Origin of the sequence: Streptomyces sp. NBC_01352 (genome assembly GCF_036237295.1) — a bacterium.
Lineage (GTDB): Bacteria > Actinomycetota > Actinomycetes > Streptomycetales > Streptomycetaceae > Streptomyces > Streptomyces plumbiresistens.
In genome coordinates this window covers 7,975,150-7,990,560 of the sequence record NZ_CP108354.1, presented here as the reverse complement: position 1 = coordinate 7,990,560, position 15,411 = coordinate 7,975,150, and the positions used below count along the sequence as shown (strand labels likewise).

Here is a 15,411-nt window from a genome sequence, read left to right as displayed (position 1 = left end):
CGCAACAGGCGAGAGCTGTTCGTCGAGCTACTGGCCCTGTTGTTCGTCGCGGCGCCGCTGCCAGCGCTGCTCGATGCGGTCCATCATGGAGCGCCGCTGCCGTCCCTGATCACGGGGCTGCGGGCCACCGGCGGGCTGTTCGCCCGGCTTGGGGGCCTTGCGCCAGCCGGTTACCGCGAGCACCGCACAGCCCAGCATGACCAGGAAGCCCACCACGCTGAGCCAGACCTGCTTGGCGACCATACCGGCCATGAGGAGCGCGATACCCACGAGGAAGCCAGCGACCGCTTGGTAGACCCGTCGCCGGGTGTACGTACGCAGCCCGCTTCCCTCGAGCGCTGTCGCGAACTTGGGATCTTCGGCGTACAGCGCTCGCTCCATCTGCTCGAGCATTCGCTGCTCGTGCTCCGAGAGCGGCACGGAGTCCTCCTCATCGTGCAGTCGCCGGGGCGACCCGGGGGTCCCTTCAGGATAGGCAGGGAATCGCCCCCGTGAAACCCGCCCCTCTACGCCAATTAGCCAACCGAATCCGCCATGAGCGTCTCGGCCCGCTGAGGCTTCCATTCCCCAGGAGCCGACCCGTCATGCCGGGCGGTCTCCCTCGATCATACGGCGCAGAGCGTCAGATCGGGGGGCCTGTGGCGTACTCCATGTGCGCCCAAGTCCCTGATCAGCAGCACAGCACAAGTGGGGCTCAGCCCTCGGTGGCCCCTGACGTCACGCCAAGCACATGAAGCTGCGTGGCCACGGAGTGGAAGGCGGGCAGCTCGGCGGCCGCCTCCTCCAGCTTCAGCAGCGCCTCCACCGCCCCGGGCTCGGTGTCGACCAGCACCCCGGGAACGAGGTCGGCGAAGACTCGTACGCCGTGCACGGCGCCGACCGTGAGGCCCGCACCCTGGACCAGTTCGGTGAGCTGCTCGGCGGTGAAGCGGTGCGGTACGGGGTCGCCCTCGCCCCAGCGGCCGTTCGGGTCGTCGAGGGCCTGCTTGGCCTCCTTGAAGTGGCCGGCGAGGGCCCGCGCGAGCACGGCGCCGCCGAGGCCGGCGGCGAGCAGGCTGAGGACGCCCTCGGTCCGCAGCGCGGCCACCGCGTTGCGGACGCCCTCGGCGGGGTCGTCCACGTACTCCAGCACGCCGTGGCACAGCACCACGTCGTAGCCGCCGCGCTCGACCACGTCGAAGAGGCCGTGGGCGTCGCCCTGAACGCCCTGGACACGGTCGGCGACGCCGGCTTCGGCGGCGCGGCGCTCCAGCGCGAACAGAGCGTTCGGGCTGGGGTCGACGACGGTGACCCGGTGGCCGAGGCGGGCCACCGGCACGGCGAAGTTGCCGCTGCCGCCTCCGGTGTCGAGGACGTCCAGCGCCTGGCGACCCGTGGCCTTGACCCGGCGGTCGAGGGCGTCCTGGAGGACCTCCCAGACCACGGCGGTACGGAGAGAGGCGCGGGGGCGCATCGGGTCCGGCACGGCAGTTGACTCCTCGGCGCGGCACCGCCTCTGGCACGGCGGCGCGAACGGGGCGCCTCCCTGCCCCGGCTGCGGGAAAGGGAAGCTTCAGGCGCTTCCCACCCTATTGCCTCCGGTGCCCTGGCCGGTCACCGCGGTCTCGCGCCTCCGGGCCGTCTCACACGGCGGACTCGGGGCCTTTCCGCTGTGCCGCAGCGGTGGTCCGCGCGATCGGTGACGGCGAGACGAGGACACGGTGACACGTCCATCACAGGCGGCCGACCGGGCTCTCAGCCCGCGTCCGGGAAGTCGCGGTCGGTGGTGTCCTGGTCCTCCGGCTGCTCCGCGTCCTGGCGTGGCTGGGGCAGGACGGGCTGGAGTACCAGCATGCGCTCGACGAGGCGCAGGAACATCGCCACGTCGCGTATCAGGTCGTCGGCGTCCCGACGGCTGGCCGCGCCCTGGATGCCCGCCTCCGCCCGGGCGCGGCGCCGGGCTCCGGAGGCGAAGAGCGCGCTCCACTCGGCGAGTTCGGGCGCTATCTCGGGGAGCACTTCCCAGGCACTCCGGATGCGGGCCCGGCGTCGGGGGGTGGGCTCGGGGCGCCCCCGCGCGGCGAGCACGGCGGCGGCGGTGCGCAGGGCGGCCAAGTGGGCTGTCGCATAGCGCTCGTTCGACGTCTCCAGGGTCGCCGCCTCGTCGAGACCGGCGCGGGCCTGGGCGAGCAGATCGAGGGCGGCCGGTGGGGCGGTTGTCCGGCGGAGCACGGGGTGCACGTCACTCGCCGGGCCGGTCAGTGAGGGGGCAGGGCCGGTGGCGCGGCGCCGGCGGGCGGCGGCTGCGTTGTAGGTGGCCATGACGAACCTCCTGTCGTCTGTGTGACGGCTTCGCCCCGAAACGGGGTGCCGTATGTGCCCATCGTGAGGTATGCCACTGACAATCCGTTCTGACCTGGGCTTTTGCTTCGATCTGAAGTTCGGGTTAGTTTTTGCACTGACCAGTCAGTTCAAAAACTATGGGTTCATCAACAGGGGGAGCTGTGGGCGCAGTCGGTGTCACAGCCGAGGGCTTCGGGCTCAAGGGCCCACGCGGCTGGGCGTTCCGCGGGGTCCGGGTCGACGCGGAGCCCGGCTCGCTGATCGCCGTCGAGGGGCCGTCCGGGTCCGGGCGTACGTGCCTGCTGCTCGCGCTCACCGGGCGGATGAAGGCGACGGAGGGCACGGCGGCGGTGGGCGGGGCGCGGCTGCCGAAGCACCTGGCGGCGGTGCGCCGCGTCAGTGCTCTGGCCCATGTCGCCGGGCTCACCGACCTCGACCCGGCGCTGACCGTCGGGGAGCACCTGCACGAACGGGCGTTGCTGCAGCGGCACTTCGGCGACTCCCTGCGTGGGCTGCTGCGGCCGCGCTCCGAGCGGGCGACCGAGGCGCGGCTGCGGATCGACACCGCGCTGTCGGCCGCCGGTCTCGACCTGGAGTCGCTGCCCAAGGGCTCGCGGACCGCCGTACGCGATCTGGAACGGCTGGAGGCGCTGCGGCTGTCCGTCGCGCTGGCGCTGATCGGGCGCCCGGGCCTGCTGGGGGTCGACGACATCGATCTGAAGCTGTCCGAGGCCGAACGGGCCGAGGTCTGGGCGCTGTTCAGGTCCCTCGCCGACGCCGGCACGACGGTCGTGGCGGTGTGCAGCGAGGCGCCCGACGACACGGTGAAGGTCTCCACCCGGCAGTCGCAGGAGACCCAAGGGGAGAACCAAGGGGAGGAGAAGGCCGATGCGCTCACCGAGACTGGCCACGCTTGAGCTGCGCCGCTTCGGGAGGGGGAAGCTGCCGCGCGCCGCCCTGGTCGCGCTGCTGGTGCTGCCGCTGCTGTACGGCGCCCTGTACCTGTGGTCGTTCTGGGACCCGTACGGCCGCCTGGACCGCATTCCCGTGGCGCTCGTGAACGACGACAAGGGGGCGCGCGCCGACGGGAAGAAGCTCGCGGCGGGCGACGACATCACCGAGGGGCTGCGCGAGAGCGAGGTCTTCGACTGGCGCGAGGTGAGCGCCGCCGAGGCACGCGCGGGCGTGGAGGACGGCAGGTACTACCTGTCGCTGACCATGCCGGCCGAATTCAGCCGGCGGATCGCCTCCAGCTCGGGCGACTCTCCGGAGACCGGCGCGCTCCAGGTCCGTACGAACGACGCCAACAACTACATCGTCGGGCAGATCTCGCGGACGGTGTTCAGCGAGGTGCGCACGGCCGCGTCCACCAAGGCGTCGCGGTCGTTCCTGGACCGGATCTTCGTCTCGTTCTCGGACATCCACGGCGAGACGGTGAAGGCCGCCGAGGGGGCCGATGACCTGGAAGGTGGCATCGGCAAGGCGGAGAAGGGTTCGCAGGACCTCGCCGACGGTCTGAAGGACGCCAAGAAGGGCAGCGGCGAGCTGTCCGAGGGGCTGACGAAGCTCGACAGCGGAGCGGGCGACCTGGAGGACGGTTCGAAGCAGGTCGCCAAGGGCACGCAGGCCCTCGCCGACAAGGTCAACGGGGTCGCGGACACGGTGGGGCCCTTCCTCGAGGACAACGAGAAGACCATCGGCGACACCGCCCGGCTGGTCGCCGACTCGGCGGCGGCGATCCGCCACAACCTCGACACGCTGGTGAAGGCGGCCCCGACGGCCGCCGAGGGGGCCCACGCGGCCTCCGACACCCTGGACGCCGTCTACAAGGCGCGCTGCGCGGACCCCGTGCTGCCGGACGCCGCCTGCGCCGACCTGAAGAAGGCCAGGCAGGCCGCGGCCGACGTGGCGAAGGTCGCCGACGACGTCAACACGCTCATCGCCGACCAGGACGGCGACCTGGCGAAGCTCGACGGCCACCTCGGCACGCTCCAGAAGCAGGCCCAGGCGCTCGCCGACCACGCCCCGCACCTCTCCGAGGACCTTGCCGACGCCGCGAAGAAGGTCAACGAGCTGAACACGGGCGCCGGGAAGGTCGCCGTGGGCGCCGAGAAGCTGCACTCGGGGCTCGGCACGGCCGAGACCGGCGCCACCGACCTGGACGAGGGCGTCGGCGACCTCAAGACGGGTGCCGAGGACCTGAGCGGCGGCATGTACAAGCTCGTCGACGGCTCGGGCGAGCTGTCCGACGGACTGCACGACGGCGCCGAGCAGATCCCCGACTACGACAAGCGGGACCGCGACCGGCGCACCGAGGTGATGGCGGACCCGGTCCAGCTCGTCTCCAGGGACCTGCACAAGGCGCCCAACTACGGCACCGGGTTCGCCCCGTACTTCATCCCGCTGTCCCTGTGGGTGGGCGCGATGGTGGCCTACATGCTGATCACGCCGATGAACCGGCGTGCCCTCGCCGCGGGCACCTCCGCCTGGCGGATCGCGCTGGCGGGCTGGCTCCCGGTGGTGGCGATCGGGGTGCTGCAGACGGTCGCCCTGATGTCGGTGCTGCACTGGGCGGTCGGCCTGGAGATGGCGCGGGCGGCCGGGACGGTGGGCTTCCTGTTCCTGGTGACGGCGTGCTTCGCGGCGATCGTGCAATGGCTGAACGCGCGCTTCGGGGCGGCGGGCCGGATCCTCGTCCTGGCCCTGCTGATGCTCCAGCTGACCTCCGCGGGCGGCACCTACCCCGTGCAGACCAGTCCGGACTTCTTCAACGCGCTGCACCCCTTCCTGCCGATGAGTTACGTCGTCGAGGCCCTCAGGAGGCTCATCACCGGCGGCGGCCTGGGTCCGGTGTGGCAGGCGTGTGCCGTGCTGGCGGCCTTCACCGCGGGCGCCCTGGCGCTGACCGCCGTGTCGGCCCGCCGCCGGCAGGTGTGGACGCTCGACCGGCTGCACCCGGAGCTGACCCTGTGAGCCCCGCGGTGACACGTCCGGTGACTCCTCCGATGACTCCCGGAGGCAGCGCTCCTGTGACAATCAGGACCATGGAAAGCAGCAGCGCCCCGCAGGGTGTCAGCACGCGCCGCGAGGCCACCCGGCAAAAACTCTACGAGGCAGCCGTCACGCTCATCGCCGAGCAGGGCTTCTCCGCCACCACGGTGGACGAGATCGCCGAGCGGGCCGGGGTCGCCAAGGGCACCGTCTACTACAACTTCGCGAGCAAGTCCGTCCTCTTCGAGGAACTGCTGCGGCACGGTGTGCGGCTCCTCGCCGCCTCCCTTCGGGAGGCGGCCGAGCGGACGGCACGGCAGGGCGGCAGCAAGGTCGACGCCCTGGACGCGATGATCCGCGCGGGTCTCGTCTTCATCCAGGCCTACCCGTCCTTCACGCAGCTGTACGTGGCGGAGCTGTGGCGTACCAACCGGGCCTGGCAGTCCACGCTGATGGTGGTCCGGCAGGAGGCCGTCGCGGTCGTGGAGGGCGTGCTGCGCGAGGGCGTGGACAACGGCGAGTTCAGCGAGGAGATCGACATCCAGCTGACCTCGGCCGCGCTGGTCGGCATGGTCCTGGTGGCCGCCCTGGACTGGCAGGCCTTCCAGCCGGAGCGCTCCCTGGACGACGTGCACGCGGCGCTGTCCCGGCTGCTCCAGGGGCGGGTCAGCGGGCGCGGCTGAGCACGGCCGCCCAGCGTGGCCGTCGCGACCTCGTCACCGCGACACGGCTACCGCAGACACAGGAAAGCGCCGGTCCGATGTGGCCGCGTCCCCCGCGGGCCACCTCGAACCGGCGCCTTCTGCTCCCCCGTTTCCCCCGTTTCCCCCGTTTCCCCGTACCCCCGTACTCCCCCGTCGGGCCCCCGTACGGTCGTCCCCCGGGTTCCCCCGTGCCTCGCTCCCGCCGGCATCGGCCGGCGGAAGGAGCGGATCGGGGGCGGCTCCGTTCCGGCGCCCCGTGTCGCCGGTGCCGGAGCCTTGCCCCTTCTCCGTGCCCCCACTCTCTCGTTGATGCAGGTCGCGGCCCATCCGCACGCGTACTCAACTCACCGGCTAGGTACGGATACTCAGCACTGCGCACTCAGCCCCAGGACGCCGGGTCGCCGACTGGTCACGATCGCGTCCGCGTCCGTACTCCCCTCGCCCCGGACCGACAGCCGGTGGCCGTGGCCTGGTTGTCAGTGGCGGCCGATAAAGTCGCAGGCATGGCACGGATTGCGGTGATCGGCGCCGGGATGGGCGCGATGGCGGCCGCTGCCCGGCTGGCCGTCGCGGGCCACCGGGTGGCGGTGTACGAGCGTACGGAGACGTACGGCGGAGCGGTGCGCCGCTTCGAGCGGGACGGCTTCTCCTTCGACACGGGCCCGGGGCTCCTGTCCCTGCCCGCGGTCTACCGCGACCTGTTCGTCAAGACCGGCAAGGAGCCGCTGGAGTCCTGCGTCGAACTGGTCCAGGTCGACCCGTCCTCGCACCACCTCTTCGCGGACGGCACCCGGGTGTCGCTGCCGAACGCCTCGCGCGCGGGCGCCGTCGCGGCTCTGGACGAGGCGCTCGGGTCGGGCGCGGGGCAGCGCTGGGGCGACTTCCTGGTCCGGGCCCGGGAGGCCTGGGACCGGACACGCAGGCCCCTCCTGGAGGAGCCGCTGTGGCCGAACTGGTCGGTGCTGGCCGGGCGCGAGCCCTATCCGGCGGTCCCCCACAAGCGCCTGCTGCGCACCCGCCGGGCCGGCACCCTCGCCGAGATCGGCGCCTGGGAGCTGCGCGACCCCCGGCTCGCCGCCCTGCTGGACAACTACGCCCTCACGTACGGCCTGGACCCGGGCGACGCACCCGCGAGCGCGTCCGTGCTGCCGTACATGGAGCACGCCTTCGGCACCTGGTATGTGCGCGGCGGGATGCGGGAGTTGGCGCGCGCGGTGTACGAGCGGTGCCTGGCCAGGAAGGTCGAGTTCGTCTTCGGCGCCGAGGTCACCGCGGTGCTGGAGAAGGACGGCCGGGCGGCGGGCGTGGAACTCGCGGACGGCGGGGTCGCGGAGGCGGACACGGTGGTCGGCACCGGGCCCTGGCGGCTGCGTGGCCTGGTGCGGGGCCGTGCGCTGTACGACGCCAAGGCGGTCGAGCCCGGTCCCGAGGGCATGGCCGCCGGCCGGGTCGTCGTCTGCCTGGCGCTGCGCGGCGCCCGGGCGGCGGACGCCGCCCACCGCACCGTCGTGCACAGCCCGGACTCGGAGAGCGAACTGGATTTCTTCGCGCACGGCGTGCCGCCCGAGCAGCCGACCGTGCGCATCGACCGGCCGGACGATCCGGCCCTGCGCCCCGACGACGGACACGAGGCCGTGGTGCTCACGTCGACGGTGCCGTCACAGACGCACTACGACTGGACGGCCGCCGGCGCTGCCGACGCCTTCGCCGACCGGATGGTCGCCGCCGCGGAGCGGGCGATCCCGGGGCTGCGCGAGCGGACGCTGTGGCAGGAGGTGCGTACGCCCCTGCACACCCGTGAGGAGACGGGCGCCGAGGGCGGTGGCGTGCCCGCACCCTCCCTGGCCTCGGCCGCGGGAACCCTGCTGCACCCGTCCAACAGCACGGCGATACCGGGCCTGTTCGCCGTCGGCGGCTGGTCGCACCCGGGCGGCGGTCTCCCGCACGCCGGTATGTCGGGCGCGCTGGTCGCCGGACTGGTCGTGGAGGGGCCGGAGTTCCGGGGTTCTCAGTGAACGCCCGGTGTCCGGGCCGCCGGCATCCGGGCGGAGGGACGGTTCAGAACCGGTACTGCTCGTCGTAGCCGTTGCCCTGCCCCTGACCGTTGTCCTGGTAGGGGTACGGCTGCTCCGGCGGGAGTTCGCCGCCGTAGGGGTCGTCGGTGCTGCGCTGCTGCGGCACCCACACCCCGCCGGCCGGCGTCTCGCCGCCGTAGGTGGCGTTGCCGTACTGGTCCTGCCCGTAGCCCTGCTGGTCGTACTGCTGCTGGCCGCCGTAGGAGGCGTCGTACGAGCCGCCGCCGTAGGTCTGGGTGCCGATGTAGGGGTCGGAGTAGGCGGCGTACTGCTGCTGTCCGGACGTGTCGTAGCCGTACTGCTGCTGGTAGTAGCCGTCGTACCCGTAGGTCTGGTCGGCGCCCTGGGCGGCTGCCGCGTACTGGTCCTGGGGCTGGTCCGCGCCGGCGTACGAGGAGTCGGTGGCCGCCGCGTACCCGGGGTTGCCGTATATGCCGTACGAACCGGTGTCGTCGGGCAGGGGCTGCGGCTCGTACACCGCGGTGCTCTCGGCGGCCGGGGGGTCGACGGGGCGCGCGGGTGTGAACACGTCGTCCCGGTCGTAGTCGTCGTGGCCGTAGGCGCCGGTGCTCCGGCCGTACTCGTCGGCGTCGCCGCCGAAGCCGGCGTCGCCCGCTGCGAGGTCGGTGACCTCCAGGGTCGGGTCCTGGCGGTCGCCCTTGCCGCGGCGCCGCTTGGTGCCGTCGGCACCCGGGCGGCTGACCGCCCAGCCGGACGCGAAGCCGCTGCGGAAGGAGAGTGTGACGTAGGTCTGGCCGACCGCGAAGGCGGCGGCACCCAGGCCGATGACGATCACGGAGGGGATCAGGACGCCGAGCACGACGCCGAGGAAGCCGCCGAAGGCCAGCAACCGCCAGCGCAGGCGCGCCTTGTACTGCAGCAGCACCTCGCCGAGCAGCCACAGCGCGACGATGCCGAACGCGATGTAGAGGACCGTCCAGCCCATGTACGCCCCTCTCCCAGTGGCCGCTACGCAGTGTGTCGTATGTCGGTGCGACCGGTCTAGGCCTGCGGTGGGTGGTGCAGGCCCAGGTTCTCGTAGATTTCCAGCGTCGCCGTGGAGTTGTTGAGCGTGATGAAGTGCAGTCCGGGCACTCCCTCGGCCAACAGCCGGGCGCAGAACTCCGTGGCGTACTCGATGCCAATGGAGCGTACAGCGGCCGGATCGTCTTGTGCTGTGAGGATTCGCTCTTTCAAAGCGGGCGGGAAGGCCGCGTTGGTGAGGGACGGCACCCGGTCCAGGCTCTTCACACTCGCGATCGGCATGACCTCGGGAATGATCGGGGTCTCACAGCCGGCGGCCGCGACCTTGTCACGCAGCCGCAGATAGTCCTCCGGGTGGAAGAACATCTGCGTGATCGCGTAGTCCGCGCCTGCGCGGCACTTGTCGACGAAGTGACGGACGTCGCTGTCCCAGTCGCAGGAGCGCGGGTGCATCGCGGGGAAGGCCGCGACGCCCACACAGAAATCGCCGGACGCCTTGATGAGTTCGACGAGTTCGGCGGCATAGGTGAGGCCGCGGGGGTGCGGCACCCAGTCGCCCATGGGGTCGCCGGGCGGGTCGCCGCGCAGGGCCAGCATGTTGCGGATCCCGGCGTCGGCGTACTGCCCGATGATGTTGCGCAGGTCGGCCACCGAGTGGTCGACCGCGGTGAGGTGGGCGATCGGGGTGAGCGTGGTGTTGGAGGCGATCGCCTCGGTCGCCTTGACCGTGCCCGCGCGGGTGGAACCGCCCGCGCCGTAGGTCACGGAGACGAAGTCGGGCGCCACGGCCTCGACCCGGCGCAGCGCGTTCCACAGGTTCCGCTCGCCCTTCGGGGTCTTCGGGGCGTAGAACTCGAAGGAGTACGTCGTCTTGCCGGTCGCGAGCATGTCACGCACGGTGCGGGCGTGGTCCGACCTGGTGGATGCGGTGCCGAGGGCCATACCCGCAGGTTAGTCAGGGCGAAGCGGTCCCCCAACCAGAACCAGGGATTTTGCCCGATTTGTCTATTTGTTGTCCACCTTTCGGACACCCCGGCCGTGACCGGAGTCACGCCTGCCGCAGCCGCTTGGCGAACTCCGCCGCCGCCGCGCCCGGGTCGTCCGCCTCCGTGATGGCGCGTACGACCACGACCCGGCGGGCACCCGCCTCCAGCACCTCGTCGAGGTTGCCGAGGTCGATGCCGCCGATGGCGAACCAGGGGCGGTCGGTGCCGAGGGACGCGGTGTACCGGACCAGGTCGAGACCGGGGGCGTGGCGGCCGGGCTTGGTGGGGGTCGGCCAGCACGGGCCGGTGCAGAAGTAGTCCACGCCCTCCTGGACGGCGGCAGCGGCGGCCTCGGCCTCCGCGTGCGTGGAGCGGCCGATGAGCACGTCCTCGCCCAGGATGGCGCGGGCCGCGGGGACCGGGAGGTCGCCCTGGCCGAGATGCAGGACGGCGGCGCCGGCGGCGTGAGCGACGTCGGCCCGGTCGTTGACCGCGAGGAGCCTGCCGTGCCGGGCGCAGGCCTCGGCGAACACCTTCAGGTGTTCCAGCTCCTGAGCCGCCTCCATCCCCTTGTCCCGCAGCTGCACGATGTCGACCCCGCCGGCCAGGACGGCGTCCAGGAACTCGGCGAGGTCACCCTGCCGCCTGCGGGCGTCCGTGCAGAGGTAGACCCTGGCGTCGGCGAGCTGGGCGCGGGCGGTGGTGTCGGGCATGCGTCGGTCCCCCGAGGTCGATGACGTACGGGCCGTGGCCGGCCGGTGCGGTCGGCCGCTGCGGGCCGCAGTGAACCGTGACCGCGGCTTGCGGGCCACGGCCCGTACGTCGGGCGATGTTCAGATCAGCGTGCTCAGATCAGACGGCGAGCGCCTGGGCCCGGCGCTTCACCTCCGTGCCGCGATTCTCACTCAGTGCCTGCGCGGGGGTGCCGGGCAGGCTCGGGTCGGGGGTGAAGAGCCACTCGAGCATCTCTTCGTCGGTGAAGCCGTCGTCCCGCAGGAGCGTCAAAGTGCCGGTGAGGCCCTTGACGACCTTCTGCTCGGCCCCGTCGATGAAGGCGGCGGGGACGTGCAGCGCGCGGTTCTCACCACGGCGTACGGCGATGAGCTGGCCGTCCTTGACCAGCTGCCGCACACGCGTCACCTCGACATCGAGCATTTCCGCGATGTCGGGGAGGGTGAGCCAGGCGGGGACGAGAGCATCGATCTTTGCGTCAATCTCGGTCACGGGACAAGCCTGCCATCCCGCACTGACAGTCGGAAGCCAGGAGCGCCCGACCTGGGGTTTCGCACTACGCCGTGGCCGCCCTCAAGGGCCGCGCCGGATCGGCCAGCACCGTCGGGTCCATGGGCGTCCCCGCCTCGATCAGCCGCCGTCCCTGCGCCAGGTCCCGGGGGCGGCCCACGGCCAGCAGGGCGACCAGGCGGCCCTCCCGCAGCCAGCAGACCGTCCAGGACGGGCCGGTCGGGTCGCCGCGCCACAGGGTGGTGTCGGCGGACGCGTGGTGGCCGGCGTACTGGACGAAACGCCCGAACTGCTCGGACCAGAAGTACGGGACCGGGTCGTAGACGGCCGGGGGCTCGCCGGTGGCCCCGCCGAGGATGTTCGCGGCCACCGTGCGCGGGCCCTGGAGGGCGTTGTCCCAGTGGTGGACCAGCAGGCGCTCGCCATACCTTCCCGAAGGGAAGGAGGCGCAGTCGCCGACCGCGTAGACGTCCGGCGCCGAGGTGCACAGCCGGTCGTCGGCGACGACCTCGCCGTGGCTGCCGAGCTCGATGCCGGAGCCGGCGAGCCAGGCCGTGGCGGGGCGGGCGCCGATGCCGACGACCACGGCGTCCGCGGGCAGCCGGGAGCCGTCGTCGAGCAGCACCGCGCCGGGCTCGACGCTCCGCACGCGCGCGTGGGTACGCAAAGTGGCCCCGGCGTCGGCGTACCAGGCGGCCATGGGCGCGGCCACCTCGGCGGGCAGCGCGCCCGCGAGCGGCCGGTCGGCCGCCTCCACGACCGTCACCGCACAGCCCGCCTCGCGGGCCGCCGTGGCGAACTCGGCGCCGATCCAGCCCGCGCCGACGACCACGATGTCGTGCTGCCGGGCGAGCACCGGGCGCAGCCGCTCGGCGTCGTCCAGGGTGCGCAGCAGATGCACGCCGGGCACGCTCTCCGCGCCCGGCAGCCGGATCGGTTCGGCGCCGGTGGCCAGGACCAGGACGTCGTACGGCACCGGCCCCTCGGCGGTGGCCAGCTCGTGCTCGGCGGGGCGGACGCCCAGGACCTCGCGCCCGAGCCGCAGTTCGATGCCGAGTGCCTCGAAGTCCACGTCGAAGGCGGAGCCCTCGGCCGTGCCGAGCAGCACGGCCTTCGACAGCGGCGGCCGGTCGTACGGCTGGTGGGGCTCCGCGCCGATCAGCGTCACGCTGCCGGTGAAGCCCTGTTCCCGCAGGGCGACCGCGGTCTGCACCCCGGCCATGCCCGCCCCGACGACGACAACACGCCGTGGCGTGGAGGTGCCCCGTTCCTGCGTCTGCTCGCTCACCTGATCACCATAGACAACTGACAAACCGTCAGTCAGCGGGCGTGCTCGGTGACCTGCTCCACAACGCTCGTCCCGCTGCCCTGCTGCGACTCCCACTCCCAGGTCTCCTCCAGCCGCACCCGGCCGTCGGGCAGCTCGACGACCGTGGACACACAGTGCCCCGAGGACGTCGTCCCGTCCTCCTTGAGCTGTACGTACCGGAAGTCCAGGCGGTCGCCCTCCCGTGTCCCCACCAGGTGCCCGCGTACGACGTCCCCGCCCGCGTACTCGGCCCAGATCTCACCGTCCTTCTCGTGGTACGCGAACCGGGTTCGGGTACCCACCTGACCTGGGGCCTGGTCGGCGACGGGGGCGAGGACGAGTCCGTCGAGCGAACGAGTCACAGGAGGAGGCTCCCTTACTGAGACATACGGCATTGGCTAGGGTGGCCCACGAAAGCACACGCGGGAGCCCGGACGCACCGGGCTGAGAGGGAGGCTGGCGGCCTCCGACCGTACGAACCTGATCCGGGTCATGCCGGCGAAGGGAGGGGCTGGACGCCCATGTCGCGTACGTCGGACACCTCACACACCTCGGACGTCCTGATCGTCGGGGGCGGGATCATCGGCCTGGTCACGGCCTGGCGGGCCGCGCAGCGCGGGTTCGCGGTGGCCGTCGTGGATCCCGAACCGGGTGGCGGGGCCGCCCAGGTCGCGGCCGGGATGCTGGCCGCCGTCACGGAACTGCACTACGGCGAGCAGACCCTGCTCGGCCTGAACGTGGAGTCGGCCCGCCGCTATCCGGACTTCGCGGCCGAGCTCACCGACCTCACCGGGCACGACCTCGGCTACCGCAGGTGCGGCACGCTCGCCGTCGCGCTGGACTCCGACGACCGCGCCCATCTGCGGGAACTGCACGCGCTGCAGCGGCAGTCGGGCCTGGACTCCGAGTGGTTGTCCGGGCGGGAGTGCCGGCGCCTGGAACCGATGCTCGCGCCGGGCGTGCGCGGCGGTCTGCGGGTCGACGGGGACCACCAGATCGACCCGCGGCGGCTCGCGGCGGCGCTGGTGGCCGCGTGCGAGCGGGCCGGGGTCGCTTTCCACCGCACCTGGGCGGAGCGGCTGTCGGTCCTGCGGGAGCGGGCGGCCGGTGTCGTCACGCGCGAGGGCGTCGTCCTGGGCGCCGGGCAGGTGGTGCTGGCCGCGGGCAGCCTCAGCGGGCGGCTCGCGGGCGTCCCGGACGACCTGCTGCCGCCCGTACGGCCCGTGAAGGGGCAGGTGCTGCGGCTGACCGTGCCCGAGCGGTACGCGCCCTTCCTGAGCCGGACCGTGCGGGCCGTGGTGCGCGGCAGCCAGGTCTACCTGGTGCCGCGCGAGAACGGCGAACTGGTCGTCGGCGCGACCAGCGAGGAACTGGGCTGGGACACGACGGTGACCGCGGGCGGGGTGTACGAGCTGCTGCGCGACGCGCACGAGCTGGTGCCCGGGATCACGGAGCTGCCGCTGACGGAGACGCGCGCCGGGCTGCGGCCGGGCTCCCCCGACAACGCGCCGCTGCTCGGACCGAGCGGCCTGGACGGGCTGCTGCTGGCCACCGGGCACTACCGCAACGGCGTGCTGCTGACGCCGGTCACCGGCGACTCCATGGCGCACGTCCTGACCACCGGCGAACTCCCGGACGTGGCCCGCCCGTTCACACCCAAGCGCTTCAGCACCGTCCGCACGGAGCAGCCCGCATGAAGATCCAGGTCAACGGCGAGTGGCAGGACGTCGCTCCCGGCACCGCCCTCGACACGCTCGTACGGTCCCTCACCGCGGCGCCCTCCGGAGTCGCCGCCGCCCTCAACGAAACCGTCGTCCCGCGCGCGCAGTGGTCCGCCACGTCCCTCTCCGAGGGGGACCGCGTCGAAGTCCTCACCGCCGTCCAAGGAGGCTGACCGATGGCCGACGATCCCTTTGTCATCGCAGACACGTCCTTCACCTCCCGCCTGATCATGGGCACCGGCGGGGCACCCAGCCTGGAGGTGCTGGAGCGGGCCCTGGTCGCCTCCGGCACGGAGCTGACGACGGTCGCGATGCGGCGCGTCGATCCGGATGTGCACGGCTCGGTGCTCTCGGTGCTGGAGAAGCTCGGGATCCGGGTGCTGCCGAACACCGCGGGCTGTTTCACGGCCGGCGAGGCCGTCCTCACCGCCCGTCTCGCGCGCGAGGCGCTCGGGACCGACCTGGTGAAGCTGGAGGTCATCGCCGACGAGCGGACCCTGCTGCCGGATCCGATCGAGACGCTGGAGGCGGCGGAGACGCTGGTGGACGACGGGTTCACGGTGCTGCCGTACACGAACGACGATCCGGTGCTGGCGCGGAAGCTGGAGGACGTCGGGTGCGCGGCCATCATGCCGCTCGGGTCGCCGATCGGCTCGGGGCTGGGCATTCGCAACCCGCACAACTTCCAGCTGATCGTGGAGCACGCGCGCGTGCCGGTGATTCTGGACGCGGGGGCCGGTACGGCGTCGGACGCGGCCTTGGCGATGGAGCTGGGGTGTGCGGGTGTGATGCTCGCCTCGGCGGTGACGCGGGCGCAGGAGCCTCAGCTGATGGCCGAGGCCATGAAACACGCGGTGGAGGCGGGGCGACTGGCGTACCGGGCGGGACGGATCCCGCGCAGGCACTTCGCCCAGGCGTCGTCCCCGGCAGAGGGGCTGGCAAGGCTGGATCCCGAACGACCGGCGTTCTGAACGTACGTTCGACTTGAGTGGAAAGCCGGTGCGACCTCCGTCACAGGTCCGCTTCAGTCCCGCCCCGATCCGGAGCGAACCGGCGGCCGTGTCAGTCTCGGCTCGT

Annotated in this window: 16 protein-coding genes and 1 riboswitch; of the genes, 7 read left to right on the top strand and 9 right to left on the bottom strand. The window is 72.4% G+C overall.

Annotated features, from left to right (window positions below; all coding sequences use genetic code 11):
- Positions 1-27: 27 nt before the first annotated feature.
- The 3 genes from OG252_RS36800 to OG252_RS36790 form a co-directional block, all read right to left on the bottom strand.
- A complete protein-coding gene (locus OG252_RS36800) occupies positions 28-420 on the bottom strand; it encodes a DUF3040 domain-containing protein (protein ID WP_266440945.1) in 393 nt (130 codons plus the stop codon).
- Positions 421-694: 274 nt separating this feature from the next.
- Positions 695-1,465, bottom strand: a complete 771-nt coding sequence (locus OG252_RS36795; RefSeq protein WP_329341633.1) for a methyltransferase — start codon at positions 1,463-1,465, stop codon at positions 695-697.
- 269 nt (positions 1,466-1,734) lie between these two features.
- On the bottom strand, positions 1,735-2,301 hold the full coding sequence (locus OG252_RS36790) for an SAV_6107 family HEPN domain-containing protein (protein WP_307674167.1): 567 nt from the start codon (positions 2,299-2,301) through the stop codon (positions 1,735-1,737).
- 158 nt (positions 2,302-2,459) lie between these two features.
- Here OG252_RS36790 and OG252_RS36785 point away from each other — a divergent pair, with 158 nt between their 5' ends.
- The 4 genes from OG252_RS36785 (at position 2,460) to OG252_RS36770 (ending at position 8,032) form a co-directional block, all read left to right on the top strand.
- Positions 2,460-3,239 carry an ATP-binding cassette domain-containing protein gene (locus OG252_RS36785; protein WP_266440937.1) on the top strand — a complete coding sequence of 260 codons (780 nt, stop codon included), beginning with the start codon at positions 2,460-2,462 and terminating at the stop codon, positions 3,237-3,239.
- Entirely contained in the window at positions 3,211-5,295 is a 2,085-nt protein-coding gene (locus OG252_RS36780; protein ID WP_329341619.1) for a YhgE/Pip domain-containing protein, read from the top strand. The genes OG252_RS36785 and OG252_RS36780 overlap by 29 nt, the downstream gene beginning before the upstream one ends.
- A 71-nt stretch (positions 5,296-5,366) precedes the next feature.
- Positions 5,367-5,996: a TetR/AcrR family transcriptional regulator gene (locus tag OG252_RS36775; protein ID WP_266440931.1), complete on the top strand. Its 630-nt coding sequence runs from the start codon at positions 5,367-5,369 to the stop codon at positions 5,994-5,996.
- Positions 5,997-6,520: 524 nt separating this feature from the next.
- Positions 6,521-8,032, top strand: coding sequence for a phytoene desaturase family protein (locus tag OG252_RS36770; RefSeq protein ID WP_329341616.1), 1,512 nt, complete (start codon positions 6,521-6,523; stop codon positions 8,030-8,032).
- A 43-nt stretch (positions 8,033-8,075) separates the two neighbouring features.
- Here the strand turns inward: OG252_RS36770 and OG252_RS36765 are convergent, their stop codons facing one another.
- The 6 genes from OG252_RS36765 to OG252_RS36740 all read right to left on the bottom strand — a co-directional run bounded on the left by OG252_RS36765 (position 8,076) and on the right by OG252_RS36740 (position 12,975).
- Positions 8,076-9,038 carry an SCO2102 family sporulation regulator gene (locus tag OG252_RS36765; protein ID WP_329341614.1) on the bottom strand — a complete coding sequence of 321 codons (963 nt, stop codon included), beginning with the start codon at positions 9,036-9,038 and terminating at the stop codon, positions 8,076-8,078.
- A gap of 56 nt (positions 9,039-9,094) precedes the next feature.
- A complete protein-coding gene (gene metF / locus OG252_RS36760; protein WP_266440923.1) occupies positions 9,095-10,018 on the bottom strand; it encodes a methylenetetrahydrofolate reductase [NAD(P)H] in 924 nt (307 codons plus the stop codon).
- Positions 10,019-10,124: 106 nt separating this feature from the next.
- Positions 10,125-10,775 (bottom strand): thiamine phosphate synthase, encoded by a 651-nt coding sequence (gene thiE, locus OG252_RS36755; RefSeq protein WP_266440921.1) that lies wholly within the window; start codon positions 10,773-10,775, stop codon positions 10,125-10,127.
- A 139-nt stretch (positions 10,776-10,914) separates the two neighbouring features.
- A complete protein-coding gene (locus OG252_RS36750) occupies positions 10,915-11,286 on the bottom strand; it encodes an Rv2175c family DNA-binding protein (RefSeq protein WP_266440920.1) in 372 nt (123 codons plus the stop codon).
- 64 nt (positions 11,287-11,350) lie between these two features.
- Entirely contained in the window at positions 11,351-12,592 is a 1,242-nt protein-coding gene (locus tag OG252_RS36745; RefSeq protein WP_329341610.1) for an NAD(P)/FAD-dependent oxidoreductase, read from the bottom strand.
- A 32-nt stretch (positions 12,593-12,624) separates the two neighbouring features.
- Complete coding sequence (locus tag OG252_RS36740; RefSeq protein ID WP_329341607.1) at positions 12,625-12,975, bottom strand: hypothetical protein; 351 nt, start codon at positions 12,973-12,975, stop codon at positions 12,625-12,627.
- A gap of 50 nt (positions 12,976-13,025) precedes the next feature.
- A riboswitch (TPP riboswitch) is annotated at positions 13,026-13,137 on the top strand.
- Between OG252_RS36740 and thiO the strand changes: the two genes are divergently transcribed.
- The 3 genes from thiO (at position 13,135) to OG252_RS36725 (ending at position 15,305) form a co-directional block, all read left to right on the top strand.
- Entirely contained in the window at positions 13,135-14,310 is a 1,176-nt protein-coding gene (gene thiO, locus OG252_RS36735; RefSeq protein ID WP_266440913.1) for a glycine oxidase ThiO, read from the top strand. (Overlaps the previous riboswitch by 3 nt.)
- Positions 14,307-14,507 (top strand): sulfur carrier protein ThiS, encoded by a 201-nt coding sequence (gene thiS / locus OG252_RS36730; RefSeq protein WP_266440910.1) that lies wholly within the window; start codon positions 14,307-14,309, stop codon positions 14,505-14,507. The genes thiO and thiS overlap by 4 nt, the downstream gene beginning before the upstream one ends.
- A gap of 3 nt (positions 14,508-14,510) precedes the next feature.
- Entirely contained in the window at positions 14,511-15,305 is a 795-nt protein-coding gene (locus OG252_RS36725; RefSeq protein ID WP_266440907.1) for a thiazole synthase, read from the top strand.
- The last annotated feature ends 106 nt before the right edge of the window (positions 15,306-15,411 follow it).

Coding starts and splice junctions, on each gene's coding strand:
- OG252_RS36790 (WP_307674167.1), bottom strand. CDS start 2,301: ATGGCCACCTACAACGCAGCCGCCGCCCGCCGGCGCCGCGCCACCGGC.
- OG252_RS36785 (WP_266440937.1), top strand. CDS start 2,460: ATGGGTTCATCAACAGGGGGAGCTGTGGGCGCAGTCGGTGTCACAGCC.
- OG252_RS36780 (WP_329341619.1), top strand. CDS start 3,211: ATGCGCTCACCGAGACTGGCCACGCTTGAGCTGCGCCGCTTCGGGAGG.
- OG252_RS36775 (WP_266440931.1), top strand. CDS start 5,367: ATGGAAAGCAGCAGCGCCCCGCAGGGTGTCAGCACGCGCCGCGAGGCC.
- OG252_RS36770 (WP_329341616.1), top strand. CDS start 6,521: ATGGCACGGATTGCGGTGATCGGCGCCGGGATGGGCGCGATGGCGGCC.
- OG252_RS36765 (WP_329341614.1), bottom strand. CDS start 9,038: ATGGGCTGGACGGTCCTCTACATCGCGTTCGGCATCGTCGCGCTGTGG.
- metF (WP_266440923.1), bottom strand. CDS start 10,018: ATGGCCCTCGGCACCGCATCCACCAGGTCGGACCACGCCCGCACCGTG.
- thiE (WP_266440921.1), bottom strand. CDS start 10,775: ATGCCCGACACCACCGCCCGCGCCCAGCTCGCCGACGCCAGGGTCTAC.
- thiO (WP_266440913.1), top strand. CDS start 13,135: ATGTCGCGTACGTCGGACACCTCACACACCTCGGACGTCCTGATCGTC.
- thiS (WP_266440910.1), top strand. CDS start 14,307: ATGAAGATCCAGGTCAACGGCGAGTGGCAGGACGTCGCTCCCGGCACC.
- OG252_RS36725 (WP_266440907.1), top strand. CDS start 14,511: ATGGCCGACGATCCCTTTGTCATCGCAGACACGTCCTTCACCTCCCGC.